This is a genomic window from Streptomyces sp. NPDC048338, from assembly GCF_043201055.1.
GTDB lineage: Bacteria > Actinomycetota > Actinomycetes > Streptomycetales > Streptomycetaceae > Streptomyces.
Genome location: NZ_JBICYQ010000013.1, coordinates 226,024 through 250,841 on the forward strand (window position 1 = coordinate 226,024; position 24,818 = coordinate 250,841).

Here is a 24,818-nt window from a genome sequence, read left to right on the forward strand (position 1 = left end):
GTGCGGGGGCGGGTGCCGGACGGGATGCGTCCGGTCACCGGCCCGGGGGCACGCGGTGGGCTCAGATGAGGCCCAGCTCGCGGACCGCGTCGCGCTCCTCGGCCAGCTCCTGGACCGAGGCGTCGATGCGGGTGCGGGAGAACTCGTTGACGTCCAGGCCCTGGACGATCTCGTACGCGCCGTCCTTGCAGGTGACGGGGAAGGAGGAGATCAGGCCCTCCGGGACGCCGTAGGAGCCGTCCGACGGGATGCCCATGGAGGTCCAGTCGCCCGCGGCGGTGCCGTTGACCCACGTGTGGACGTGGTCGATGGCGGCGTTGGCGGCGGAGGCGGCGGAGGACGCGCCACGGGCCTCGATGATCGCGGCGCCGCGCTTGGCGACGGTCGGGATGAAGGTGTCGGCCAGCCACGCCTCGTCGTCGACGACCTCGGCGGCGTTCTTGCCGGCGATCTCCGCGTGGAAGATGTCGGGGTACTGGGTCGCCGAGTGGTTGCCCCAGATGGTGAGGCGCTTGATGTCCTCGACGGAGGCGCCGGTCTTGGCGGCCAGCTGTGAGAGCGCGCGGTTGTGGTCCAGACGCGTCATCGCGGTGAAGCGCTCGGCCGGGACGTCCGGGGCGGCGGCCTGGGCGATCAGGGCGTTGGTGTTGGCCGGGTTGCCGACGACGAGGACCTTGATGTCGTCCGCGGCGTGGTCGTTGATGGCCTTGCCCTGCGGCTTGAAGATGCCGCCGTTGGCGGCGAGCAGGTCGCCGCGCTCCATGCCCTTGGTGCGGGGGCGGGCGCCGACGAGCAGCGCGACGTTCGCACCCTCGAAGCCCTGGTTCGGGTCGTCGAAGATGTCGATGCCCTTGAGCAGCGGGAACGCGCAGTCGTCGAGCTCCATGGCGGTGCCCTCGGCGGCCTTCACGCCCTGCGGGATCTCGAGGAGGCGCAGTTTGACCGGCACGTCCGCGCCGAGCAGGTGGCCGGAGGCGATGCGGAAGAGCAGCGCGTAGCCGATCTGGCCGGCCGCGCCGGTCACGGTGACATTCACGGGAGTGCGGGTCATGGCGATCTCCGTAAGACAGCTGGCGGTGGGGGTCCCTGCCCCTGGTGCGGGATACCCCTCTTGATCGATCGGTGTCTCGACATGAAGAGATATCCAGCGGTCAGGCTATCCGACCCGGGACCCCTCCAATCTCCACCCCCTTGTGGTGCGGCTCACTGCCACCCGGTCGCACCCGGCCCGCGACCGCCCGCCGCCGGGGCGAACCGCGGCCGCCTCCCCGCGCCGCGCGCACCTCGGCGGGCAGCCGTACGGAGGTGCCGGAATGGTCACTTCCGTGCCACAAGCAGCGGGCGGCCCTTGAACCTCATTGGCGCGTACATGACGCTGACACGCAGGCGGCGCCCGTCCTCCCACGGGGGAGAGGACGGGCGCCGTCGCCCCGCCGGCGGGGCGGGAAGCCCTGAGGGAACACGCCCTAGGGCCTGTCTTCAAAGTCCCGCCTGGCTCGCGGCGCCCGGTACCGCGCCTCGCTGCGTTGTCGAAGCGTCCGAGTACGTCCAGTACGCGGACGCTCCTCCGCCTTGCGATGCACGGCACCGGACACCGCGAGCCCGACCGGCGCTACTTTGAAGACAGGCCCTAGGTCACCGTGAGATGGAGGATGTCCTCCAGGAACGGGATCCGCAGCCAGGGGTCCGGCTGCACCATCAGCGCGAGCAGCACGATCAACGCGCCCATCAGGCCGTACGTGACGAGGTCGGTGAAGCGCGACCGCACGGCGAGCATCCCCACGGACGGCAGCGCCCGCCGCAGCGCGGCACCGGTCAGCAGGGCGACCCCGACGAGGATCGTGCCGACCCGGAACGACTGCGGGAAGAGGTCCGCCCCCACCACGAGCAGCCCCAGCCCGGCCAGGCCGAGCACGGTGAGCAGGGGCCACTGGCGCGCCGGAGCGGGCGCGTCCCCGGGGGCCGCCCGGCCGCCGCCCTCGGGACGGACGGTCCCGGTGGTCATCGCCGGGGGGCGCCGCGACCTGCCGCGGGCACCGTCCTCGTCCTCCGTGCCGTCGGCACCGTCCGCCGGAGCGTCGGGGGCGGTGGAGTCGCTGGAGGCGTCGGAGCCGTCGGGGGCGGTGGAGGCATCGGGGGCGGCCGGGGCCGTCCCGCCCGCTCCGGCGTCCACGTCCGACGCCGCGCCGCGCCCGGAGGCGCCCGACGGTGCCGCGGCCCGCTCGCCGGCCGGAAGGCGCGGAGCGTCCGACGGCCCGCCGGCGCCCGCGCCCGGGGCCCGGTCCGCCGTCGGGTTCTCGGCGCCGCCGGAGGCGCCCGCCGTGGTCACGGTCAGAGCGCCGCGGCCGCGCGCTCCGCGGCCTCGACGACGTTGACCAGAAGCTGCGCCCGCGTCATCGGGCCCACGCCACCGGGGTTCGGCGAGATCCAGCCGGCCACCTCGGCGACGTCGGGGTCGACGTCGCCCAGGATCTTGCCCTCGCCGTTGCGCGAGACGCCGACGTCCAGCACCGCGGCGCCCGGCTTCACGTCCTCCGCCTTGATCAGGTGGGGCACACCGGCCGCGGCCACGATGATGTCGGCGCGGCGCAGGTGGGCGGAGAGGTCGCGGGTGCCGGTGTGGCACTGCGTGACCGTCGCGTTCTCCGAGCGGCGGGTGAGCAGCAGCGGCATCGGACGGCCGATGGTGACGCCGCGGCCGACGACCACGACCTCCGCGCCGTTGATCTCCACGCCGTGCTCGCGCAGCAGCTGGATGATGCCGTAGGGGGTGCAGGGCAGCGGCGCCGGCTCGTTCAGGACGAGGCGCCCGAGGTTCATCGGGTGCAGGCCGTCCGCGTCCTTGGCCGGGTCCATCAGCTCCAGGATGCGGTTCTCGTCGATGCCCTTGGGAAGCGGCAGCTGCACGATGTACCCCGTGCAGGCGGGGTCCTCGTTGAGCTCCCGTACGACCGCCTCGATCTCCTCCTGCGTGGCGGTGGCGGGCAGCTCGCGCTGGATGGAGGCGAGCCCGACCTGCGCGCAGTCGCGGTGCTTGCCCGCCACGTACTTCTGGCTGCCCGGGTCGTCGCCGACCAGGATCGTGCCGAGACCGGGGGTCAGCCCCTTCTCCTTCAGGGCCGCCACACGGACGGTCAGATCGGACTTGATCGCGGCTGCGGTGGCCTTGCCATCGAGAATCTGGGCGCTCATGGCTCCATCCTCCCGGATGACCCCTCCGTTGTTCCAATTCGTCGGCACGGGGACGTCCACCGACCGGAACAAGGCATTGCATGTGCACAACTCCCCCGCATACCGACTGGACAAGGAGTCGACGCTCCGACGACGATGGCCGCGCAGAACCGCGGGCAGTGCCGGGGGGCAAAACCGCACATAAGCTGTGAAAATCCTCCGCTCGGGCCGCGTCGTCCCCGCACAACCCCACGGAGGAATCCCGCGATGAGCTTCGGCGAACCGAACAACCCCTACGGACAGCAGCCCCAGGGCGGCCAGCAGCCCGGCTACGGCTACCCGCAGCAGGCTCCGCAGGGTGTCCCGTCGCAGTACGGCTACCCGCAGGCCCCGCCGGTCCAGCAGCCCTACGGCGGCGGCTACCCGGGCGCCGCCATGGAGATGCCGGGCGGCGTCAAGGCGGCCCGCGTGATGCTGTGGATCATCGGCGGCCTCAACCTGCTCGGCGCGCTCGCGATCATCGTGATGGCGCTCGTCGCCTTCGACGAGCTCGACACCTCCGGCGCCTCCAGCGCCGACGCGCAGGCGTTCCAGGACTTCGGCCAGGGCGTGCTCGTCGGCATCGGCGTCTTCGCGCTGATCTTCGCCGTCCTCGGCATGGTGCTGGCCGCCAAGTTCAAGTCCGGTGGCAACGGCGTGCGCATCTGCTCCATCGTGTACGCCGCCTTCATCGTGCTCTTCGCCCTCTTCTCGCTGCCCCTGGGCATCATCAGCCTCGCCCTCGGCGTCCTGATCATCGTCTTCTGCGCGAAGGCGGACGGCTCGGCCTGGTTCAACCGGTACAAGCAGCAGTACTGATCCGGTCACGCCGAAGGGGCCCGGTTCCGTCTCGGAACCGGGCCCCTTCGGCGTGCCGGGGGCTCCGGACGGGAACCGGGCCCCTCGCGTTCGCGGACGTCAGGCCCGTCGCATCACCACGAACTGCCCGGCCCGCGCCGAGACCTCGTAGCGCGCCTCCGGATGGAGCTGGGACGCCAGCTGCACCGGGTCGGTGATCGGCTGGGACCAGCCCGAGTCGAGGTCGAGCGCGAGGTAGTCGGGGCTGACGCCCTTGGCGCCGCCCACCCAGTACACCGTGTGGTCGGCGGTGAGGTGGGCCATGAGCGTCACGTTGGTCTCGACGCTCGCCCCCTCCGGGACCGCGTCGACCGCCCGCCGGGCGTCGAGCGTGCGGACGTCCGTGCGGTACGTCTCCGAGCGCAGCAGCTCGCGCAGCGGCAGGTCCAGGGCCAGCACGATCGCGACCGCCGTGACGACGGGGACGACGACCTTCCCGTACGACACCAGCCAGGCCTGCGGGGAGGTGCGCACGGAGCGGACGCCGTCCACCAGGGCGAGGAAGACGACGGGCATCAGGATCGCGCTGTAGTGCCAGAGCATCCCCCAGTGGTTGGGGTCCTGGGACAGGAAGCGCCAGCCGAGCGTCGGCAGGACCAGCAGCAGCAGCGGGGAGCGCAGCGCCAGGAATCCGGTGATGCCGACGAGGAAGAGGACCATCTCCCACTTCACGTCGGAGCCGAGCGAGTTCAGCAGGACGTCCGTGAACGAGACCTGCGTGCCGGCGCTCGACTTCTCGATCTTGGCCCAGTAGTCGTACTGGCCGACCCGGCTCGCGGTCGGGATCAGCACCAGGACCGTCAGGGCGAAGGCGCCGACGCCGAAGCCGGCCAGGGCGCCGCCGAGGCGCTTGCGCCCCCGCAGGAAGAGGACGGCGCCGACCATGGCGACCGTGAGCCCCATGTCCTCCTTGACCAGGACGAGGGGGGCGGCCCAGGCGGCCGCGGCGGCCCAGCGCGAGAGCAGCAGGGCCCGGCAGGTCAGGGCGAGCAGGGGGACGGCGAAGGCGATCTCGTGGAAGTCGGACTTGACCGCCTCCTGCAGACCCCAGGACAGCCCGTAGGCGACCGTGATCCCGAGTCCCGCGGCACGGCTGCCGAGGACCTGCTGGGCGGTGTGGCCGACGACGACGGCGGAGGCGGCGAACAGCGCGGCCTGGGCGAAGAGGAGGGCGAGGGGGGAGGACCAGATCCAGTACAGCGGCGCGAGCAGGGCGGTGACCGGACTGAAGTGGTCCCCGAGTATCAGGAATCCGGGGCCCTTGATGTCGACGATCGGCGCACGGAGCTCGGAGTAGGCCCGGACGGACTGCTCGAAGATCCCCAGGTCCCAGGACGGCGTACGGAAGCGCTGGTACTGGACGTAGGAGTAGAGGAAGTAGAGCCCGCAGAGCACGGCCGCCACGACGACGTACGGGCGCAGCGGTGTCCCGGGGCCGGCCTCCGGGCGGCCTTTCTCCGTGTCGACGACGGCGTCGGCGGCGACGGTGGTCTCCGCCGCCCCGCTCTGTACATCCAACACCGCGCCCCCAGTACCAGCCGCCGACGAAAGAGCAACCCATTAGACCAGAGACCACCCGAACGGCGGGATGGCCGGCGTGGGGCGGTCTCCCCGTGCCGGCCGCGCGCCGCCCGCCCCCGGGAGGGGGTACGGCGAAGGCCCGCCGGTCGGGTGACCGGCGGGCCTTCGCCCCGTGCCCGTCAGTGGAAGAAGTGGCGCGTACCCGTGAAGTACATGGTCACGCCCGCCTTCTTCGCGGCCTCGACGACCAGCTCGTCGCGGACCGAGCCGCCCGGCTGCACGACCGCCTTGACTCCGGCCTCCAGCAGGATCTCCAGGCCGTCGGGGAAGGGGAAGAAGGCGTCGGAGGCGGCGAAGGAGCCGCGCGCCCGCTCCTCGCCCGCCCGCTCGACGGCGAGCTTCGCGGAGTCGACGCGGTTGACCTGGCCCATGCCGACGCCGACCGAGGCGCCGCCCTTGGCGAGCAGGATGGCGTTGGACTTGACCGCGCGGCAGGCCTTCCAGGCGAAGCCGAGCTCGGCCAGCTCCTCGGCGGACAGCGCCTCGCCGGTCGCGAGGGTCCAGTTCCCCGGCTCGTCGCCGTCGGCCTGGAGGCGGTCGGTGACCTGGAGGAGCGCGCCGCCGTCGATGGGCTTGACCTCGACCGGGTTGGCCGGGGCGCCCTCGGCGCGCAGCACGCGGATGTTCTTCTTCCTGGCGAGGACCTCGACGGCGCCGTCCTCGTAGCCGGGGGCGACGATGACCTCGGTGAAGATCTCGGCGACCTGCTCGGCCATCGCGACGGACACCGGGCGGTTGACCGCGATCACGCCGCCGAACGCGGACAGCGGGTCGCACGCGTGCGCCTTGCGGTGGGCCTCGGCCACGTCCGCGCCGACGGCGATGCCGCACGGGTTGGCGTGCTTGATGATCGCGACACACGGCTCGGCGTGGTCGTAGGCGGCGCGGCGGGCGGCGTCGGTGTCCGTGTAGTTGTTGTAGGACATCTCCTTGCCGTGCAGCTGCTCCGCCTCGGCCAGGCCGCCGGTGCCGTCGACGTACAGCGCGGCACCCTGGTGCGGGTTCTCGCCGTAGCGCAGCACGTTCGAGCGCTCGTAGGTGTGGCCCAGGAAGTCGGGGAAGCCGGAGTCGTCGGCGGCGGCGTAGTCGTCGGCGAACCAGGAGGCGACGGCGACGTCGTACGCGGCGGTGTGCTGGAAGGCCTCGGCGGCCAGCCGCTTGCGGGCGGCGAGCTCGAAGCCGCCCTCACGCGCCGCGGTGAGCACGTCGGCGTAGCGCGCCGGGCTGGTGACGACCGCGACGGAGGGGTGGTTCTTGGCGGCGGCGCGGACCATGGAGGGGCCGCCGATGTCGATCTGCTCGACGCACTCGTCGGGGGTGGCGCCGGAGGCGACGGTCTCCCGGAACGGGTAGAGGTTCACGATCACCAGGTCGAAGGGCTCGACGCCCAGCTCGGCGAGCTGCCGCCGGTGGTCCTCCAGGCGCAGGTCGGCGAGGATGCCGGCGTGCACGCGCGGGTGGAGGGTCTTGACCCGGCCGTCCAGGCACTCGGGGAAGCCGGTGAGCTCCTCGACCTTGGTCACCGGTACACCGGCCGCGGCGATCTTCGAGGCGGTGGAGCCGGTGGAGACGAGGGAGACACCCGCCTCGTGCAGGCCGCGGGCCAGCTCCTCCAGGCCGGTCTTGTCGTAGACGCTGACGAGTGCGCGGCGGATGGGGCGCTTCGTACCTTCGGCGGTCACGGGATTGTTACCTTTCGTCCCTCAATGCGGTAGCCGTGCCGGGCCAGACGCCCCACGACCTCGACGAGCAGCGAGCGCTCGACTTCCTTGATGCGCTCATGGAGAGCGGCTTCGTCGTCCTCGTCCCGGATCGCGACCACGCCCTGGGCGATGATCGGGCCGGTGTCGACGCCGTCGTCGACGAAGTGGACGGTGCATCCGGTGACCTTCGCGCCGTACGCGAGTGCGTCCCGCACGCCGTGGGCACCGGGAAAACTGGGCAGCAGCGCCGGGTGGGTGTTGACGAACCGGCCGCCGAAGCGGGCGAGGAACTCCTTGCCGACGATCTTCATGAAGCCGGCCGAGACGACCAGGTCCGGCTCGTGCGCGGCGGTGGCCTCGGTCAGCGCGCGGTCCCACTCCTCGCGGGTGGCGAAGTCCTTCACCCGGCACACGAAGGTGGGAAGCCCGGCGCGCTCGGCGCGCTCCAGCCCGGCGATGTCCCCGCGGTCGGCGCCGACGGCGACGATCTCGGCGCCGTACCCGTCAGGGTCGGAGGCGATGGCGTCGAGCAGGGCCTGGAGGTTGGTGCCGGACCCTGAGACCAGGACGACGAGGCGGGCGGCGGCCACGGGGGGACTCTTTTCGCGTTGCGGCGGAGGCGGCTTGTCGACGGGCTGCGTCTTTGTGCGGTCGTACGAATGAATCGTGTCCCCGGATACGGGGAACCCTACGAAGGGCTCGACCGTCAGCAACGATACCGGCACACCGGACGGCCCCCACGGGACGGGGGCGGGACCGGGGGGTAGCGTCGGGGTTCGACGGCCGCCTCCAGCGTGGTCGGTACAACGGTCGACACCGCAGTCGCGACGACAGAGGGAAGACGTTCAGCAGATGCCGGAACGCCAGTCCACGGACGACAACAACCCGTTCGCGCCGCCGCCCGAGGGGCAGCCGGACCAGCCGTGGCAGCCACGGCGGCCGGAGGGCTCGGACGACGACGCGTCGTCCGGCTCACCCTCGGACTCCGGGTCCTCGGGCGGCTCCGAGGGGCGCTGGAGCAGCCGCCAGCCGGGCCGCTCCTCCGACGGCTTCGGCCGCCGCCCCGAGCGCCCCTCCGGCCAGGGCGGCCCCGACGGCGGCCAGGGCCCCGGCCTGAAGTGGGACCCGACGGACCCGGCCCAGCGGCGGGCGCGGTACGCGCTCCTCTCCGGCATGTGGGCGTTCTTCTTCGCGATCTTCGAGATCCAGGAGCTCGCCCTGCTCCTGGGCGCGCTCGCCCTGTACTGGGCCGTCAGCGCCCTGCGTGCCAAGCCGAAGCCCGCGAACGCGGACCTGACCGCGCCGCCCGCGCCCGTCCCCGCGGCGGGACCCCCCGGCGCGCGGCCCGGAGCGGCCCGCTCGCAGCGCACGGCGGCCGTCAGCGGGCTGATCGCCGGGGCCCTGGCCCTACTGATCGTCGCGGGCAGCTTCACCATGCAGCTCGTCTACCGCGACTTCTACACCTGCGTCGACGACTCCCTGACCAAGTCCGGCCAGATGGCCTGCAACGACCTGCTGCCCAAGCAGCTGCGGGACGTCTTCGGGGTACGCGAGTAGCGCAGCGCGGCTCGCGGCTCCCCCTGCTCCCGGCCTAGGCCGCGTCCGGGCCGGAGGAAGGCGGCTCGGGCATGGTCCCGTCCTGGGGCCCGACGGGATCCGGTGCCGGATCCGCTGCCGGGTCCGGTTTCGGCGTCGAGGGCTGCGCGGACGTGGCGGGCTGTGCGGATCCGAGGGAGCCCGGCGGCGGCGTCGGCTCCCAGGCCGCCGGCAGGAAGTCGTACGCCTCGAACCCGAGCTCGTCCCCGTCCCCGTCCCCGTCCTCGCCGCGAACCGGCTCGGGCCCCGGCGTACGGGCCGCCTCCGGCATCCCGGTGCGGTCCGGCACCGCCACCGCGGCCGGTTCCGGCGCACCGGCCGCCGCGGGCGTCCGGTCACGCCGGGCCCAGGCCCGTACCCCCAGCGCCGTGGGAACCCCCACCACCGCGCACCACAGCACCGCCGCCGCCCCCGTCTGCCACCACACCGGACCGAACGCGGACAGCCTGCCCGAGCCGAGCGGACCGCCCGCGAGCGCCGCGAGCACCGCCAGCGCCGCCCCGCACGCCCACGACGCCACCAGGGCCGTCAGCACCGTCTCCTTGGCCGTCCACCGCCGTGCCGACCGGCCCGCACACCACCCCAGCAGCAGCGCCGCCACGGCCGGGACCACCGCCGCGGTCCAGTGCGGCCAGGAGCCCCGGCCCGCCGCCGGCAGCGCGGCCAGCAGCGGGAAGGACGGCACGGCCGCCGCCCCGGGGAGCCCCAGCGGGGTCGCCCACGCGCCGCTGCCGAGCGCGAAGCCGGGGCCGAGCCCGTACGACGCGGCCCACACCGCCGCGTTCGGCACCATCGTCAGGGCCAGCAGCAGCACCGCCACCCGGCCGGACCAGTCGTCGGCCAGCCCGTCGAAGGACGCCTGCGCCGCGCCCGCGTGCCAGGCCAGCGAGACCGCGACCAGCAGGGCCCCGCCGGCGAGCAGGGCCACCACGGCGAGCACGGCCGCACGCAGTCCCACCACCGCCTGCTCCTGCCGGGGCAGCGGCCGTCCGGCCGCCGTCCAGACCCCCAGACCGGCCGAGGCGACCACCGTCACCGGCAGCCACAGGGCCGCCGCGAGCGGGTCGGCAGGCAGCGGACCGTTCGCCGCGGAGGCCACCACACCCACCGCGACCAGCAGGTATCCCCCGGAGACCGCGCCCACCGCACCGGCCGCCGTGAGCTTGGGCCGGCCCTCCTCCGCATCGGAGGTGTCCCGTGCGGCCCGGTGCGCCAGCCAGCCCGGCAGGGCCATGAGCAGCATCGGAGCCACTCCGAGCGGGGCGGCCACGCCGGACAGGGTGTCCGTACGGACCAGGTCCACCCCGTGGGCGAGCAGCCACAGGCCGGCGGCCAGGTGCAGCGCCCCGCCGGGCCCGCCGTCGGGGTACGGGGAGGTGATCCACGCGGCGGTCACCAGGACCGCCAGTCCGCCGAGGCCGAGGCCCGCGGCGGCCCCTCCGCGCACGCACGCGTCGACCAGCGTGGCGGAACGCCCGCCTCTGACCAGCGGATCGGGCGACAACGGCGGGGTGTGCTCGGTCACTTGGCTCACACGCCCATGCTCCCCCCGACACGCGCTTTTCTCGCGTAACAGGCAAACCGCCGTTGTGTCGCTCAAGATACGTTTATGTACTTTTCCGCCCGGAGTAGCTCTGCGGGAGGTCGTCGCCGATGAGTCCGATGAGCCGGAGTGCCGCCGATTCCGCGTCCGCAGCCCCGCTGCCCTCCCCCAAGGAGCGCCGCAGACTGCGCGAGGCCAGGGCCCTCAGCGAGGCCCAGGTCGCGGAGGCCGTGGGCGTCACGCGGGCCACCGTCCGGTCCTGGGAGGCCGGTCGCACCGATCCGCGGGGACGCAAGCTGGAGGCGTACGTGAAGCTGCTCCGTGCGCCCGACGAGGAGCCGGGCGACGAGCAGCAGCCCGGCACGGAAGGACCGTGTCACCCGTCCGGCGGTACGGCCCCGTCCGGTACCGCGACGACCCCGGACGCTCCGGCACAAGGCCGGCCGGCCGGACCCCCGCCCGCGACGACCCCCACCGCGGGCACCCGGCCCAGGACGGCGACCAAGCGCGCGGCCAAGCCGCCCCGGACTCCGGCGTCCGCCCCCGTCGGCCGCAGGAGCCTCCCGCAGGAGCGGCTGAAACCGGTCGACGCGGCCGGGCAGGCCCGCACGACGCCCGTCGCGGACGCGCCGCCCCGGCCCGCGGGCCTGCCCGGCGCCCAGGACACGGAGCCCGCCCTCACCCCCGAGGAGGCCTTCGACGCGCTGTACGCCCACGCCGCCCCCGGCCTCGTCCACCAGGCCTACCTGCTCACCGGACGCCGTCGGCTCTCCCGGGAGTCCGTGGAGCACGCCTTCCTGCTCGCCTGGCAGCGCTGGCCCGAGGTCGCGGTCGACCGCGACCCGGTGGGCTGGGTCCGGGCGGCGGCGTACGAGTACGCGCTCTCCCCCTGGCACCGGCTGCGCCGGGCCCACCGTCATCCGGACGGCCCGCCCGCCGAGCCCGACCGAAGGGCCCTGCTGGGCGCCCTGCTGGAGCTGCCGCCCCCGCACCGGCGCACGGTGCTGCTCTACGACGGACTCGGTCTCGACCTGCCGGAGACCGCCGCCGAGACCGAGGCGAGCACCCCCGCAGCCGCCAACCGGCTGCTGCACGCCCGTACGGTCATCGGGACGCACGTCCCCGAGCTCGCCCATCCCGACGACCTGCACCACCGGCTGGGCCGGCTGGTCGCGGACGCGCCGGCGGCCACGCTCGCGGAGCCCGCGGCGGTCCGCACGCTGGGCGAGCGGCGCGGCCGGATGTGGACCCGTGCGGCCTTCGGCGTGACGGCGGCGCTCATCGCCATGACCGCCTTCACGGTCGCCACGGCGCCGACGGAGTACATCCCGGTGAACGCTCCCGGCCAGACCGTCGAGGGCGTCCCGGTCCGCGGCGGCTCGCCGCAGCTCACCCCGGGGGACAAGCAGCTGCAGGAGCTGCTGCGCAAGCAGCCGCACCACGGGCCGGAGCGGCTCGTCCCCGACTCGCACTGACCCGCTCGTCCCCGACTCTCACTGACCCGCCGGACGGACCCCGAGCGGTACGCACGAGGGCCCGGGCGTGTGAAGAGCCGGCGTGAGAGGGCCCGGGCCTGTGAAGGGCCCGGGCACGTGAGAGGGCCCCGCCCCCGGTCTCCCGGGTGCGGGGCCCTCTCAGTCGCGGAGATCCGCTGGTCAGCCCGCGAGGATGGCGCGCGCCAGCTTGGCCGTCTCGGTCGGCGTCTTGCCGACCTTGACGCCGGCGGCCTCGAGGGCCTCCTTCTTCGCCTGGGCGGTGCCGGAGGAGCCGGAGACGATGGCGCCGGCGTGGCCCATGGTCTTGCCCTCGGGCGCGGTGAAGCCCGCGACGTAGCCGACGACCGGCTTGGTGACGTTGGCCTTGATGAAGTCGGCCGCACGCTCCTCGGCGTCGCCGCCGATCTCGCCGATCATGACGATCAGGTCGGTGTCGGGGTCGGCCTCGAACGCCGCGAGGGCGTCGATGTGCGTCGTGCCGATGACCGGGTCGCCACCGATGCCGACGGCGGACGAGAAGCCGATGTCACGGAGCTCGTACATCATCTGGTACGTCAGCGTGCCGGACTTCGAGACCAGGCCGATGCGGCCCGGCTTCGTGATGTCGCCCGGGATGATGCCGGCGTTGGACTGGCCGGGGGTGATCAGACCCGGGCAGTTCGGGCCGATGATCCGGGTCTTGTTGCCCTTCGACTGCGCGTACGCCCAGAAGGCGGCGGAGTCGTGGACGGCGATGCCCTCGGTGATGACGACGGCAAGGGGGATCTCGGCGTCGATCGCCTCGATCACGGCGGCCTTGGCGAAGGCCGGCGGGACGAAGAGGACCGAGACGTTGGCGCCGGTCTCCTTCATCGCCTCGGCGACGGAGCCGAAGACCGGGACCTCGGTGCCGTCGAAGTCGACGGACGTGCCGGCCTTGCGGGGGTTCACGCCACCGACGATGTTGGTGCCGTCACCCAGCATGAGCTTGGTGTGCTTCATGCCCGTGGCACCGGTCATGCCCTGGACGATGACCTTGCTGTCCTTGGTGAGGAAGATAGCCATGGTGTGCTTGACCTCGTCCCTTACTTCGCAGCCGCGAGCTCGGCGGCCTTGTCGGCCGCGCCGTCCATGGTGTCCACGCGCTGCACGAGCGGGTGGTTCGCGTCCGACAGGATCTTGCGACCCAGCTCCGCGTTGTTGCCGTCGAGGCGCACGACCAGCGGCTTGGTGACCTCTTCGCCCTTCGAGGCGAGGAGCTCCAGCGCCTGGACGATGCCGTTGGCGACCTCGTCACAGGCGGTGATGCCACCGAAGACGTTGACGAACACGGACTTGACGTCCGGGTCGCCCAGGATGATCTCCAGGCCGTTCGCCATGACCTCGGCGGAGGCGCCGCCACCGATGTCGAGGAAGTTGGCGGGCTTCACGCCACCGTGGTTCTCACCGGCGTACGCGACGACGTCCAGGGTCGACATGACCAGGCCGGCGCCGTTGCCGATGATGCCGACCTCGCCGTCGAGCTTGACGTAGTTGAGGTTCTTGGCCTTGGCGGCAGCCTCGAGCGGGTTGGCTGCGGCCTTGTCCTCGAGCGCCTCGTGGTCGGGCTGACGGAAGTCGGCGTTCTCGTCGAGAGAAACCTTGCCGTCCAGGGCCAGGATGTCGCCGGAGGCGACCTTGGCCAGCGGGTTGACCTCGACGAGGAGCGCGTCCTCGGCGACGAAGGTGTCCCACAGGGTCACGAGGACCTCGGCGACCTTCTCGGCCACCTCGGCCGGGAACTTCGCCAGGGCGACGATCTCGCGCGCCTTCTCGATGTCGACGCCCTCGACGGCGTTGACGGGCACCTTCGCGAGCTTCTCGGGGGTCGTCGCGGCGACCTCCTCGATGTCCATGCCACCGGCCACGGAGGCCATGGCGAGGAAGGTGCGGTTGGTGCGGTCGAGGAGGTACGAGACGTAGTACTCCTCGAGGATCTCCGGAGCGGTCTCCGCGATCATCACCTTGTGGACCGTGTGGCCCTTGATGTCCATCCCGAGGATGTCCGTCGCGCGGGCGACGGCCTCGTCCGGGGTCGCGGCCAGCTTCACGCCGCCGGCCTTGCCGCGGCCGCCGACCTTCACCTGCGCCTTGACGACCGACTTGCCGCCAAGACGCTCGGTGGCCTCGCGCGCCGCCTCAGGCGTGTCGATGACTTCACCGGCCAGCACCGGTACACCGTGCTTGGCGAAGAGGTCCCTCGCCTGGTACTCGAACAGGTCCACGCGCGTCCGTCCCTTTTCTGATGATCGCGGTTCGTTGTCTGCGTGGGCGTGCCGCGAAGGGCAACGTGACTGCGCTGTCACAAGGGAGGCGTACACGGTGTCCGTGGACGCGGCATGTCCGTCTCGCAGGTTATCCCCGAGGGGCGTGGGTCCCTAAATCGCAGGTCACAACCGAGCGGTGATACGGGTCACAGATCGTAGGGGACAGGGGGCGTTCCGTAGGGGTGGGGGCGGGATGCCCCGTGGCCCGGGAGGCAGGCGGGAGCAGGGCTCCGCACCCCTCACGACGCGCCAGGACGCGAGGTGAGGGGCGCGTGGGCGGGTGTGTGATATGGACCTCAGTCTCCCCCGAGGCACCCGGCCGGGTGGCGGCCGGGCGACGGAATCCGCAGAAGAGCGGGCGAGGAGGGTGGACCGGCGGGCGCGGGGAGGCGCGGCGCGAGCGGGCCGGGGAAGGGGGGCGGCCGGGGTGGGTGCGCGAGGTGGGTTGCAGGGGAAAGGGGGGCGCCCCCGGGCCGAGGCCGGACCGGGGGCGCCTGGTGGGTCGGGTGCGGTCAGCCCGCGTAGTTCGGGACGTAGTCCGGGGTGACCGTGCCGGCCGCGCCCTGGAGGCCGGTCACGGCGTTGCCCGCGAGCGGGTGAACGCCGTCGGTGACGGATCCGGCCAGGCCCGCGGCGCTGCCGCCGACGCCCTGGACGACCGGCTGGACCTGGTCGACGACCGCGCCGACGAGCGGCTCCACGGAGTCGGTGACACCGTGGGCGAACTGCGGCACCTCGGTGACGACCCCGCCACCCAGCACTCCGGCGTCGCCGACGACCTGGCCGACGACCGGCAGCACCGCCTCGACCGCGGTGGCGGCGAGGGGCGGCAGCACGTCCTGGGAAGCGGCGGTCACGACCGGGGTGACCTGAGCCTCGGCCCCGGCGACGTACCCGGGCGTCCGCTCCAGCTCCGGCGCGAACGCCGAGAGCGGACCGAAGAGGTAGTCCACCTCCGTGTCCGGCGCCTGCACCTCGGGGGCCTGGAAGGCGGGAGCCCGGAGGTCGAGCGCGTGGAGGTCGGAGGCCTGCGGGGCGGCCGGCACCGTGAGGTCCGGGGCCTGGAGGCCGGGAGCCTGGAACTCGGGAGCCTGCGGGGCGGCGGGCGCCGTGAGGTCCGGGGCGTGGAGGTCGAGGGCCTGCGGAACCGTCGGGGCCTCCAGGTCCGGGGTCTGCGGCGCCGACGGGGCCTGGAGCTCGCCCTGGACGGCGTCCCTGACGGTCTCCTCGGCGCCCGTGGCCCCGCCCTGGACGTCGTCCACGGCGTCGACGACCTGGTCCGGCGTGGACAGCGGGACGGGAACGGGCTGCTCGTCCGCGCTCGCGACGGCGGTGCCCAGGGCCCACACACCGGTGGCGGTGGCGGCGACGGCGAGGGAACGGCGGAGGTTCTTGTTCATGGGTGGATCGATTCCTTCGAATGCTTCGGCGTGAGAGGACAGGCGGGGACGACCGCCTGACCTAGCCGGGGAATTCGAGGACTTCGAGAGCTCTGTCGAGCGGTACGGCGACGGTCGCGGGCAGCGTCGCGCCCCGCACGGAACCGCGGTGGGGCGCGGCCGGGTACACCGCCGCCTGGTGCTGGTCGGCACCACCGGGCGCCTGGACCTGTCCCGTGCCGGATCCCCCGCAGGGCAGCGAGGGGGCGTGCGCCGGTACCGGGAGGCCGGCGGCCCGTCCGGGTCCGGCCGAGTCGTGCCGCTGCGCCGCCACGCGGCCGGAGCCGCGGAGCGGAGCGTCGGCGGGTGCCGCCTCGGCAGCGGCGCGCGTCGGCGCGCCGGGGTCCTGGGCCGCCGGCTCGGCGGGGGGTACGGGCTGCGGTGCCGGTTCCTGCGGCGCCGGGACCGGATCCGGGACGGGCAGGGGCAGCGGGAGCGGGAGCGGGACGGAGCCGACGACGGGCCGGACGAGTTCGCCCACGAGGGGGGTCTCCACGGCCCTGCGCACGACTTCCCGGACCGTGTCCCGCACGGTCCCGGCCACCTGCTCGACCGGACGCTCGGCGACGCGCCCGGCCTGACGCGCGTCCGCCGCGGCGGACGCGCCTCCCGCCACCGCCCGTTCGACCGGGCGCTCGGCGGCCGGCGCGGGCACGCGCTCGCCCACCCGTCCGGCCGGGCCGGTCGACGATCCGGTCACGCCCAACGTCAGCCGGTCGCCCGGTCCCTCGGCCACGCCCGGCTCGGGCGCCTCAGGCGCCTCGGCCACGTCAGGCACCGCGGGCACCAGGTTCGCCTCGGGGACGTCCGGCAGCTCGGGCACCGCCATCGGCTCGGGCTGCCCGACCCCATCGGTGCCCGGGGTCGCCGGAGACGTCGTCCCGGGCAGTGGCAGGCTCTCCGCCGCCTGTGCCCGGTCGCCGAGGATCACCCCGAGGGCCAGCAGGCCGCCGAGGAACACCAGCACGCCCAGCGCGCGCCGGACCGCCGTGCCGCGCGAGGGGCGCGGGACGGCGACGGGCTGCACGAGGGCGGCTGCGGTCACGTGGGTGGAGCCTCCGGTGGGGGGGCGGGCGGAACTATGGCTTCCGCGTACGTCGCCCCGATGCTTGCACGATCCTCCCCCCGTGACGCAAGTCCCCTGTTACTGATGAGTCGCCATGTCCGGTATGGGCAGTGGCCGTTTCTCGATGGCGGCCGCCATCACGTCGGGGAAGAGGTCGGGCGTGCAGGCGAACGCCGGTGCCCCCAGCGCCGCGAGTGCCGCCGCGTGCTCCCGGTCGTACGCGGGGGTTCCCTCGTCGGAGAGTGCCAGCAGGGCCACGAACTGCACACCGGAGGCCTTCATCGCGGCGACCCGCTTCAGCATCTCGTCCCGGATGCCCCCTTCGTAGAGGTCGCTGATGAGGACCACGACGGTCTCGGTGGGCCGGGTGATCTGCGACTGGCAGTAGGCCAGCGCGCGGTTGATGTCGGTGCCGCCGCCGAGCTGCGTGCCGAAGAGGACGTCGACGGGATCGTCGAGCTGGTCGGTCAGGTCCGCCACCGCGGTGTCGAAGACGACGAGCCGGGTCGCGATCGACCGCATCGAGGCGAGGACCGCCCCGAACACCGAGGCGTACACCACCGAGGCGGCCATGGAGCCGGACTGGTCGATGCACAGGACGACGTCCTTCCTGACCGACTGCGCCGCGCGGCCGTGGCCGACGAGCCGCTCGGGCACGACCGTGCGGTACTCCGGCAGGTAGTTCTTGAGGTTCGCCCGGATCGTGCGGTCCCAGTCGATGTCCCGGTGCCGGGGGCGGCTGACCCGGGCCGAGCGGTCGAGCGCGCCGGTGAGGGTGGCCCGGGTACGGGTCGCCAGACGCTTCTCCAGATCCTCCACGACCTTGCGCACGACGGCGCGGGCCGTCTCCTTGGTGGTGTCGGGCATCGCCTTGCCGAGCGAGAGCAGCGTCCCGACGAGGTGGACGTCCGCCTCCACCGCCTCCAGCATCTCGGGCTCCAGGAGCAGCGTGGACAGCCCGAGCCGGTCGATGGCGTCGCGCTGCATGACCTGGACGACGGAACTCGGGAAGTACGTACGGATGTCGCCGAGCCAGCGGGCCACGGAGGGGGCCGAGGCGCCCAGGCCCGCGGCGCGCTCGCGGCCGGCCGGCCGGCCCGGTCCGCGGTCGTAGAGCGCGGTCAGGGCGCCGTCCATCGCCGCGTCCGTGCCCGCGAGGGAGCAGCCCGTGCCGTCCGCCTCGCCGCCGCCGAGGACCATGCGCCAGCGGCGCAGCCGCTCGTCGTGTCCGGTGTCGTTCATCGGCCCGCCTTCTCCGGCTCGTCGTGTCCCAGGAGCAGCCGCAGGAGCGGCAGCACCCCGTCCGCCCGCGCCTCGTCGAGGTCGGGGGCGAAGCCCGGCGTGCCCGCCCCCGGCCGGGCCCCTCCCCCGGCCGACGGGCCGCGTGCGACCAGTTCGCCGAGCGTGCGGCGCACGCCGGGTTCGTACGCCGAGAACGTGCGGCGCAGCAGCGGCAGGACGTCGGTGAACGCACCCGCGGGCACCGACGTCAGCCAGTCGTCGACCAGGGCGAGGAGGCGTTCGTCGTGGACGAGGAGCATGCCTCCGCCCGAGGCGCCGCCGACGAACCCCTCGATCCAGGCGGCCGCGTCTGCGGGTGGGGTGCCGGGCGAGAGGGCGAGGCCCATGAGCCGGGCGGCCTCGTCCTCGCCGAGCCGCCCCTCGTCGAGGAGGAGCCGGGCCGCCCGGCCCCGGATCACACCCGGAACGCCGTCGCGGTCGGCGAGTCGGCGCAGGACCCCGCTCCAGCGGTCGGTGAGCCCTTCGGTGTCGGGCAGCAGGCCGAGCGCGGTGTGCACGCCGTCGAGATGGCCGCGCATCTCCGCGGCGGCGTCCGCGTCCAGCCCGGTGCAGGCGGGTGGCAGCCCGACGCAGATCCGTTCGGCGATCCCGGCGGCGACCTCGCCGAGGGCGGCCGTGTCGGTGGCCCGCACGTCCCCGTAGCGCAGGGACCGGGCGAGTGCGGGCAGCGCCTGGGCGAGGTGGCCGACGTCCGCGTCGAGGGCCGCCCGGTCGGCGAGCGCCGTCATGACGGCGGGCAGGGCCTCGGCGAGGCCGGCGAGCAGGCACTGCTCGGCGAGCGCGGTGACCTCCGCGAGGGCGTTCGCCTCCAGGGCCCGGCTCTCGGCCTTGGCCGTGGCGGCGGAGGCCACGGTGGTGCCCCAGACTCCGGCTTCGGCGATCCTGACGTGCAGTTCGGGCGCCCAGCGCAGCCGCCAGGTCTCGCGGAAGGTGCCGGTGCTGCCGCGTCCGGCGACCACCTCCCCCCAGCCGACGGAGAGCAGCCGCAGCCGGTGCAGCAGCCGGCTGCGGGCCGCGTCGTTCTCCTTGCGCAGGTCGAGCTCCAGCTCCCGCTCCCGCGCCTCCGGCTTGAGGCGCAGGCTGCGCTGGAGCCGGGTCAGGTCGCGCTGGAGCGGGACGGCGGGGGCCCCGGCCGGCACCTCGCCGAGGACGTCGCCGATGACCAGCCGGTCGCGCACGAGGTCGAGCGGGACGTCCGAGCCGTCGCACATCACGGCACGCACCGCGTCGGTGGTCTCGCCGAGTCCGGCGAGCGGGCGGCCCCGCATCGCCGCGAGGGTCTCCGCGAGCCGCACGGCCTCGATGACGTGGGCGGAGGACACCAACCGGTCCTCCGCCCGGAGAAGACCGGCGACCTTCGTCATCCAGCGCTCGACGGGCCGGTCGGGGGCGGCGAAGAGGTGCCCGTACCAGCCCGGGGCGTCGATGCCGGCGCCGTAGCCCGAGCGGCGGGCGAGCCGGCGATGGGTCCAGGGGACCCAGGTCGCCTCGGTCTTCACCTTGGGCAGGCCCTTGAGCAGGGCCCGGTCGGCGGCGACCGTGGTCTTCAGGGACAGCGCGGGCACGTGCCAGGCACCGCAGACGACGGCCACGTCGTCCGCGAACTCCTTCCGGGCCGACCGCAGTTGCAGTCTCATGTACGCCTCGCGGACGAGGTCGCGCGGGTGGCCGCCGTGCCCGTGGGCCTCGCGCAGCACGCCCATGGCCTCGGCGAGCGCCTCGAAGGGGGCGTGCGGATCCGCGGCCCCGCGCAGTTCGACGACGTCCTCCCACCAGCGCTCGGGGTCGTCGTGGCCGGCGACCCGCGCGAGCTCGGCGATCGGGTCGACGCGCGTGTCCCGGTCCGCTCCGTCCACCTCCTCCCCGTCGTCCCAGGTGGGGTCGGTGGCGGCGAGGGTGTGGGCGGCGGGCAGGTCGATGAACCGCACGGCGGCGCCCGCGGCCAGCGCCCACCGGATCGCCACCCACTCGGGAGAGAAGGCCGCGAAGGGCCAGAAGGCGGCCCGGCCGGGATCGTCCACGGCGTGCGCGAGGAGCGCGACCGGCGGGCACATGTCCTCGTCGCCGGCCAGCGACAGGAGCTGGTCCGCCTCGGGCGGTCCCTCGATCAGCACCGCCGCCGGCCGAGCCGCCTCCAGGGCCGCCCGCACGGCCCGGGCCGAGCCGGGTCCGTGGTGGCGCACGCCGAGGACGAGCGGCCGGGGGCCCGGCGCACGGGCCTCCGCGGCCGGGACCTCGTCCGGGCCGGCGGCGGGGGCCGCTCGCAGCGCCGTCACGCGCTCGCCTCGCGGCAGGCGCGGTAGAAGTCCTTCCAGCCGTCGCGCTCGCGGACGACCGTCTCCAGGTACTCCTGCCAGATGACACGGTCCGCGGCCGGGTCGCGGACGACCGCGCCGAGGATGCCCGCCGCGACGTCGGCGGGGCGCAGCACGCCGTCTCCGAAGTGGGCGGCGAGGGCCAGGCCCCCGGTGACGACGGAGATGGCCTCCGCCGTCGACAGCGTGCCCGAAGGGGTCTTGAGCTTGGTCCGGCCGTCCGCCGTGACGCCGTCGCGCAGCTCGCGGAAGACGGTGACGACCCGGCGGATCTGCTCGACACCCTCCGGGACGGCGGGCAGGTCGAGGGAGCGGCCGATCTGGTCGACCCGGCGCGAGACGATGTCGACCTCGGCCTCCGGGGTGGCGGGCAGCGGCAGCACCACGGTGTTGAACCGGCGGCGCAGCGCGCTGGAGAGGTCGTTGACCCCGCGGTCCCGGTCGTTGGCGGTGGCGATCAGGTTGAAGCCGCGTACGGCCTGCACCTCCTGCCCCAGCTCGGGAATCGGCAGCGTCTTCTCGGACAGGATCGTGATGAGCGTGTCCTGCACGTCGGCGGGGATGCGGGTGAGCTCCTCGACGCGGGCCGTCATGCCCTGGGACATCGCCCGCATGACGGGGCCGGCCACGAGCGCTTCCCGGCTGGGGCCGTGGGCGAGCAGCCGCGCGTAGTTCCAGCCGTAGCGGATGGCCTCCTCGGGCGTTCCCGCGGTGCCCTGGACGAGCAGGGTCGAGTCCCCGCTGACGGCGGCGGCGAGGTGTTCGGACACCCAGGTCTTGGCGGTGCCGGGCACTCCGAGCAGCAGCAGCGCCCGGTCGGTGGCGAGCGTGGTGACGGCGACCTCGACGATGCGGCGCGGTCCGACGTACTTGGGTGTGATCACCGTCCCGTCGGGGAGTGTGCCGCCGAGCAGATAGGTGGCGACGGCCCACGGCGAGAGTTGCCAGCGGGCGGGTCGCGGCCGGTCGTCCGCGGCCGCGAGCGCCTTGAGTTCGTCGGCGAAGGCGTGCTCGGCGTGCGGCCTCAGCGCCTCGGGCGCGGAGCCGGCTCCGACGCCGGGAACGGTGCCCCCGGCGGCCTCGGACACGGCACTCGTCGTGCTTTCGGGCACGGTCATGGATCCCCCTCCAGATCGTTCGACCTGATGTGTGATCCACCGTGCACCACGCCACTGACAATCCCCCGACTCCCCTGCTCGGCACGGTTCCAGAGGCGTTGTCAGTGGCTCCGCCTACCTTCGGTGCATGGACACACAGGGGGTGCGCTGGACGGCGGACCAGGTGCTGGCACTGGCTCCTGACGACGCCTCGCGCAGAGCGGGGAGCAAGCTCGGCACGGCCGGTCCGTGGTCCGGCGCGGGCGGCAGCGGCGACGGGGCCGTCTGGGGCCTGTGCCGCGGCAGCGGCAGCAAGCCGTACCGGACGGTGGTCGACGTCACGGGCCCGGCGTACACGTGCAGTTGCCCCAGCCGGAAGTTCCCGTGCAAGCACGCGCTGGGGCTGCTGCTGCTCTGGTCGGCGGACCAGGAGGCCGTCGGGGCTGCCGAGGTCCCCGACTGGGCGGCGGAGTGGCTGGAGGGGAGACGGGAACGCGCCGCGGCGGCCGCCGCCCGCGGCGGCGACGGCGGCGGGCCGGACGCCCCGGCCGACCCGGAGGCGGCGCGCCGCCGGGCCGAGCGCCGGGCGGCCCGGATCACCGCGGGCACACAGGAGTTGGAGCAGCGTCTCGCCGACCTGCTGCGTGGCGGCCTGGCCGCGGCGGAGCAGTCCGGCTACGCCCTCTGGGAGGAGACCGCGGCCCGGATGGTCGACGCCCAGGCGCCCGGACTCGCGGGCCGGGTACGGGAGCTGGGGGCGATACCCGGCTCGGGCCCCGGCTGGCCGGTACGGCTCCTGGAGGAGTGCGCGCTGACCCATCTGCTCGACCGGGCCTGGCTGTCGGTCGACCGGCTGCCGGACCCGCTCGCGGCGACCGTCCGCACCCGGGTCGGGCTGCCCGCGGCGGTGGACGGGCCTTCGATCCGGGACCACTGGCTGGTCCTCGCCCAGTACGACTCCTCCGACGGCAGACTGACGACGCGGCGGATCTGGCTGCACGGCCGGCGGACCGGGCGCACGGCCCTCCTGCTCTCCTTCGGAGCGGCGGGCCGGGCGCCGCTCCTGGCGCTGCCCGTGGGCGTCGTCCTCGACGCCGCGCTCACGCCGCACGCCGGCGCGGGTGCGCTGCGGGCCGAGCTGGACACGCAGTTCTCCGCCCCGGTCCCGCTCGACACCCCGCCTCCGGGCGGCACGGTCGGCGAGGCGCTCGCGGCCTACGGCCGGGCCCTGCGGGACGATCCGTGGCTGGACGCGTGGCCCGTGACCCTGACCGAGGTCGTGCCGATACCGACGGAGTACGGCTGGCAGCTGGCGGACGCCGGAGCCGGGCACGGTCCGGACGGGCCCGGCGAGGCACTGCCGCTCAGCGCCCCGGCGCTCGCGCGGCCCGGCCTGTGGCGGCTCGCCGCGCTCTCCGGGGGCCGGCCCGTGACGGTGTTCGGCGAGTGCGGGCACCGGGGCTTCACCCCGCTCGCCGCCTGGTCCCCGGACGCGCCGGGCGAGACCGTCCCGCTCCACTGACGCCCCCATGAACCGACACGTGACGAGAACGGCCCGACGAGAGCCTGGAGGACTGTGATGGATGCCTGGGAAGAGCTCGTCACCACCGCGCTGCTCGGCACCGACCGGCGACCGCCCGCACCACGCGGCGCCGACTCCGGATCCCCGGCCGGAACCGGGCCCGCCGGGGATCCGCCGGTAGCGCTGCTGGACGCGGCCGCGCTGCACACCGTGCGGCGCAGGGCGGGGCTGCGGCCGGGGCCCGCCGCGCCGGTGCCCGACCCCGCACCGGAGGACGGCCGCCGCCCGCTTCCCGAAGCCGCCCGCCACCGGCTCGGCCTGCTGCTCGCGGGCCGTGCCGCCCCCGCGCCGTCCGGGGGGCGGCGCGGGGCGACCCCCGATCTCGCCGAACTCCTCCCGCAGTGGCTCGCCCTCGCCGACGAGCACGGCTACCGGGCGCCGGCCTCCGCGCTTCCCGCTCTTCTCGACGCCGCCCGCGCCCGCACGGACCTGCGCCCGCAGGCACTGGCCCTGGCCGGGCCGCGCGGTCTCTGGCTCGCCGGGCTCAACCCGGAGTGGCGGTTCGCGCTGCGCGGCACCGGCGGCGCTGGGGTCGCGCTGCCGGACGCCGGGGACGACGAGGGCGTGCGGACGCTCTGGGACGAGGGCCTCTTCGCCGAACGGGTGGCGCTGCTGGCCTCCGTACGGGCGAAGGATCCCGCGAGGGGCTTGGAACTGCTGCGTTCGACCTGGGCGGCGGAGCGGGCCGAGGACCGGCTGATGTTCCTGGACTCGCTGCGGGCCGGGCTGTCCGACGCGGACGAGGAGTTCCTGGAGGCGGCGCTGGCCGACCGCAGCCGTAACGTCCGCTCCACGGCCGCCGAACTGCTCTCCGCCCTGCCTGCGTCGGCCCTGGCCCGCCGGATGGCCGAGCGGGCGGTGTCCTGCGTGAGTCTCGACCGGACGGTGGGAGCCGCGGCCGTGGTCGTGGAGGCACCGCACGAATGCGATGCGGGGATGCTGCGGGACGGGGTGGTCCCGAACCCGCCCGCGGGCCGCGGGCAGCGGTCCTGGTGGCTGGGCCAGCTCGTCGAGGCGGCGCCGCTGTCCTGCTGGGCGGCGCGGCTCGGCGGCCGGTCGGCCGAGGAGATCGTGGCACTGCCGGTGGCCGACGACTGGCGCGGCGAACTGCACGCGGCCTGGTGCCGGGCGGCGGTGCGTCAGCGGGACGCCGCCTGGTCCCGGGCCCTGCTGGGATCTCCGGCCGCCCCGCCCGCGACCGGCCCGGGCACCTCGTCCCTGGCGGAACGGGCGAAGCTGCTCTCGACGCTCACCGAGGCGGAGCGGGCCGACTGGGTGGCCGCGTTCGTCGCGGCCCACGGCCTGTCCGAGGCGTTCCAGCTGCTCGGTGTCTGCGCGGTGCCGTGGGCGGAGCCGCTGGGGGCGGCGGTGATCGACGCCCTGGACATCGCGCGGGACGCCGGCAGTTATCCGTGGAGCTTCAGCGGAGTGATGGGGCTGGCGGAGCGCTGCCTCGCGCCGGAGGCCACGCCGCAGCTGGAGTCCCTGACCACCCAGGCCGCCGAACCCGAGGACGCGTCCCCGGGGGCCGGCGGCTACTGGTCGGAGGCGTTCCAGCGGCTGGTGTCGACGCTGCGGCTGCGGGCGCGGATGCACGCGGAGCTCGCCGGGCTCGCCCCGTAGGGCGTGTCCCGTCGATCGGGCCGGGCTCGCCCCGTAGCCCGTCCGGGGTACGGCGGGTCGCTCGCGCCGCCGGGCGGCGCGGAGACGGACGGGACACGGCGGACGGGGGAACGGACGGCCGT

Annotated in this window: 19 protein-coding genes; 5 read left to right on the top strand and 14 right to left on the bottom strand. The window is 74.4% G+C overall.

Annotated features, from left to right (window positions below):
• Positions 1-61 precede the first annotated feature (61 nt).
• From ACGFZF_RS28640 to ACGFZF_RS28650, 3 genes are all read right to left on the bottom strand, one after another.
• Positions 62-1,051, bottom strand: coding sequence for a malate dehydrogenase (locus ACGFZF_RS28640; protein ID WP_393558755.1), 990 nt, complete (start codon positions 1,049-1,051; stop codon positions 62-64).
• Between the two features lie 579 nt (positions 1,052-1,630).
• The gene (locus tag ACGFZF_RS28645) at positions 1,631-2,329 is read right to left on the bottom strand and encodes a DUF3017 domain-containing protein (RefSeq protein ID WP_393558757.1); all 699 of its coding nucleotides are present in this window, start codon (positions 2,327-2,329) and stop codon (positions 1,631-1,633) included.
• A gap of 2 nt (positions 2,330-2,331) precedes the next feature.
• Positions 2,332-3,192, bottom strand: coding sequence for a bifunctional methylenetetrahydrofolate dehydrogenase/methenyltetrahydrofolate cyclohydrolase (locus tag ACGFZF_RS28650; protein WP_356599481.1), 861 nt, complete (start codon positions 3,190-3,192; stop codon positions 2,332-2,334).
• Positions 3,193-3,438: 246 nt separating this feature from the next.
• Here ACGFZF_RS28650 and ACGFZF_RS28655 point away from each other — a divergent pair, with 246 nt between their 5' ends.
• On the top strand, positions 3,439-4,029 hold the full coding sequence (locus ACGFZF_RS28655) for a DUF4064 domain-containing protein (protein WP_147980831.1): 591 nt from the start codon (positions 3,439-3,441) through the stop codon (positions 4,027-4,029).
• 99 nt (positions 4,030-4,128) lie between these two features.
• Here the strand turns inward: ACGFZF_RS28655 and ACGFZF_RS28660 are convergent, their stop codons facing one another.
• From ACGFZF_RS28660 to purN, 3 genes are all read right to left on the bottom strand, one after another.
• Entirely contained in the window at positions 4,129-5,589 is a 1,461-nt protein-coding gene (locus ACGFZF_RS28660) for a DUF2079 domain-containing protein (RefSeq protein ID WP_393558760.1), read from the bottom strand.
• 179 nt (positions 5,590-5,768) lie between these two features.
• Positions 5,769-7,331, bottom strand: a complete 1,563-nt coding sequence (gene purH / locus ACGFZF_RS28665) for a bifunctional phosphoribosylaminoimidazolecarboxamide formyltransferase/IMP cyclohydrolase (protein ID WP_393558762.1) — start codon at positions 7,329-7,331, stop codon at positions 5,769-5,771.
• Positions 7,328-7,942 carry a phosphoribosylglycinamide formyltransferase gene (purN, locus tag ACGFZF_RS28670; RefSeq protein ID WP_393558764.1) on the bottom strand — a complete coding sequence of 205 codons (615 nt, stop codon included), beginning with the start codon at positions 7,940-7,942 and terminating at the stop codon, positions 7,328-7,330. Before purN ends, purH begins: the two co-directional genes overlap by 4 nt.
• Positions 7,943-8,204: 262 nt before the next feature.
• On the opposite strand from purN, the gene ACGFZF_RS28675 reads away from it, so the two are divergent.
• Complete coding sequence (locus tag ACGFZF_RS28675) at positions 8,205-8,909, top strand: hypothetical protein (protein ID WP_393558766.1); 705 nt, start codon at positions 8,205-8,207, stop codon at positions 8,907-8,909.
• 34 nt (positions 8,910-8,943) lie between these two features.
• Here ACGFZF_RS28675 and ACGFZF_RS28680 read toward each other — a convergent pair whose 3' ends face one another.
• A complete protein-coding gene (locus ACGFZF_RS28680) occupies positions 8,944-10,482 on the bottom strand; it encodes a DUF6350 family protein (RefSeq protein WP_393558768.1) in 1,539 nt (512 codons plus the stop codon).
• A 128-nt stretch (positions 10,483-10,610) separates the two neighbouring features.
• Between ACGFZF_RS28680 and ACGFZF_RS28685 the strand changes: the two genes are divergently transcribed.
• On the top strand, positions 10,611-11,966 hold the full coding sequence (locus ACGFZF_RS28685; protein ID WP_393558770.1) for a helix-turn-helix domain-containing protein: 1,356 nt from the start codon (positions 10,611-10,613) through the stop codon (positions 11,964-11,966).
• A 180-nt stretch (positions 11,967-12,146) separates the two neighbouring features.
• On the opposite strand, the gene sucD is transcribed toward ACGFZF_RS28685, so the two are convergent.
• From sucD to ACGFZF_RS28720, 7 genes are all read right to left on the bottom strand, one after another.
• Positions 12,147-13,031 carry a succinate--CoA ligase subunit alpha gene (gene sucD / locus ACGFZF_RS28690; protein ID WP_147980828.1) on the bottom strand — a complete coding sequence of 295 codons (885 nt, stop codon included), beginning with the start codon at positions 13,029-13,031 and terminating at the stop codon, positions 12,147-12,149.
• A 20-nt stretch (positions 13,032-13,051) separates the two neighbouring features.
• Positions 13,052-14,230, bottom strand: a complete 1,179-nt coding sequence (sucC, locus tag ACGFZF_RS28695) for an ADP-forming succinate--CoA ligase subunit beta (RefSeq protein WP_147980827.1) — start codon at positions 14,228-14,230, stop codon at positions 13,052-13,054.
• A gap of 554 nt (positions 14,231-14,784) precedes the next feature.
• A complete protein-coding gene (locus ACGFZF_RS28700; protein ID WP_393558772.1) occupies positions 14,785-15,672 on the bottom strand; it encodes a hypothetical protein in 888 nt (295 codons plus the stop codon).
• A 61-nt stretch (positions 15,673-15,733) separates the two neighbouring features.
• On the bottom strand, positions 15,734-16,756 hold the full coding sequence (locus tag ACGFZF_RS28705) for a hypothetical protein (protein WP_393558774.1): 1,023 nt from the start codon (positions 16,754-16,756) through the stop codon (positions 15,734-15,736).
• A gap of 99 nt (positions 16,757-16,855) precedes the next feature.
• Complete coding sequence (locus tag ACGFZF_RS28710; RefSeq protein ID WP_393558776.1) at positions 16,856-18,019, bottom strand: VWA domain-containing protein; 1,164 nt, start codon at positions 18,017-18,019, stop codon at positions 16,856-16,858.
• The gene (locus ACGFZF_RS28715; protein WP_393558902.1) at positions 18,016-20,346 is read right to left on the bottom strand and encodes a DUF5682 family protein; all 2,331 of its coding nucleotides are present in this window, start codon (positions 20,344-20,346) and stop codon (positions 18,016-18,018) included. Before ACGFZF_RS28715 ends, ACGFZF_RS28710 begins: the two co-directional genes overlap by 4 nt.
• Before the next feature lie 5 nt (positions 20,347-20,351).
• Positions 20,352-21,512, bottom strand: coding sequence for an AAA family ATPase (locus ACGFZF_RS28720; RefSeq protein WP_393558778.1), 1,161 nt, complete (start codon positions 21,510-21,512; stop codon positions 20,352-20,354).
• A gap of 127 nt (positions 21,513-21,639) precedes the next feature.
• Here ACGFZF_RS28720 and ACGFZF_RS28725 point away from each other — a divergent pair, with 127 nt between their 5' ends.
• Together ACGFZF_RS28725 and ACGFZF_RS28730 are read left to right on the top strand one after the other, a co-directional pair.
• The gene (locus ACGFZF_RS28725; RefSeq protein ID WP_393558780.1) at positions 21,640-23,013 is read left to right on the top strand and encodes an SWIM zinc finger family protein; all 1,374 of its coding nucleotides are present in this window, start codon (positions 21,640-21,642) and stop codon (positions 23,011-23,013) included.
• Positions 23,014-23,070: 57 nt separating this feature from the next.
• The gene (locus ACGFZF_RS28730; RefSeq protein ID WP_393558782.1) at positions 23,071-24,696 is read left to right on the top strand and encodes a DUF5691 domain-containing protein; all 1,626 of its coding nucleotides are present in this window, start codon (positions 23,071-23,073) and stop codon (positions 24,694-24,696) included.
• Positions 24,697-24,818: the final 122 nt, after the last annotated feature.

What these genes read in the sequence shown, in the direction of transcription:
- ACGFZF_RS28640 (WP_393558755.1), bottom strand. Translation starts at nt 1,051, where the DNA reads ATGACCCGCACTCCCGTGAATGTCACCGTGACCGGCGCGGCCGGCCAG.
- ACGFZF_RS28650 (WP_356599481.1), bottom strand. Translation starts at nt 3,192, where the DNA reads ATGAGCGCCCAGATTCTCGATGGCAAGGCCACCGCAGCCGCGATCAAG.
- ACGFZF_RS28655 (WP_147980831.1), top strand. Translation starts at nt 3,439, where the DNA reads ATGAGCTTCGGCGAACCGAACAACCCCTACGGACAGCAGCCCCAGGGC.
- ACGFZF_RS28675 (WP_393558766.1), top strand. Translation starts at nt 8,205, where the DNA reads ATGCCGGAACGCCAGTCCACGGACGACAACAACCCGTTCGCGCCGCCG.
- ACGFZF_RS28685 (WP_393558770.1), top strand. Translation starts at nt 10,611, where the DNA reads ATGAGCCGGAGTGCCGCCGATTCCGCGTCCGCAGCCCCGCTGCCCTCC.
- sucD (WP_147980828.1), bottom strand. Translation starts at nt 13,031, where the DNA reads ATGGCTATCTTCCTCACCAAGGACAGCAAGGTCATCGTCCAGGGCATG.
- ACGFZF_RS28700 (WP_393558772.1), bottom strand. Translation starts at nt 15,672, where the DNA reads ATGAACAAGAACCTCCGCCGTTCCCTCGCCGTCGCCGCCACCGCCACC.
- ACGFZF_RS28710 (WP_393558776.1), bottom strand. Translation starts at nt 18,019, where the DNA reads ATGAACGACACCGGACACGACGAGCGGCTGCGCCGCTGGCGCATGGTC.
- ACGFZF_RS28720 (WP_393558778.1), bottom strand. Translation starts at nt 21,512, where the DNA reads ATGACCGTGCCCGAAAGCACGACGAGTGCCGTGTCCGAGGCCGCCGGG.
- ACGFZF_RS28725 (WP_393558780.1), top strand. Translation starts at nt 21,640, where the DNA reads ATGGACACACAGGGGGTGCGCTGGACGGCGGACCAGGTGCTGGCACTG.
- ACGFZF_RS28730 (WP_393558782.1), top strand. Translation starts at nt 23,071, where the DNA reads ATGGATGCCTGGGAAGAGCTCGTCACCACCGCGCTGCTCGGCACCGAC.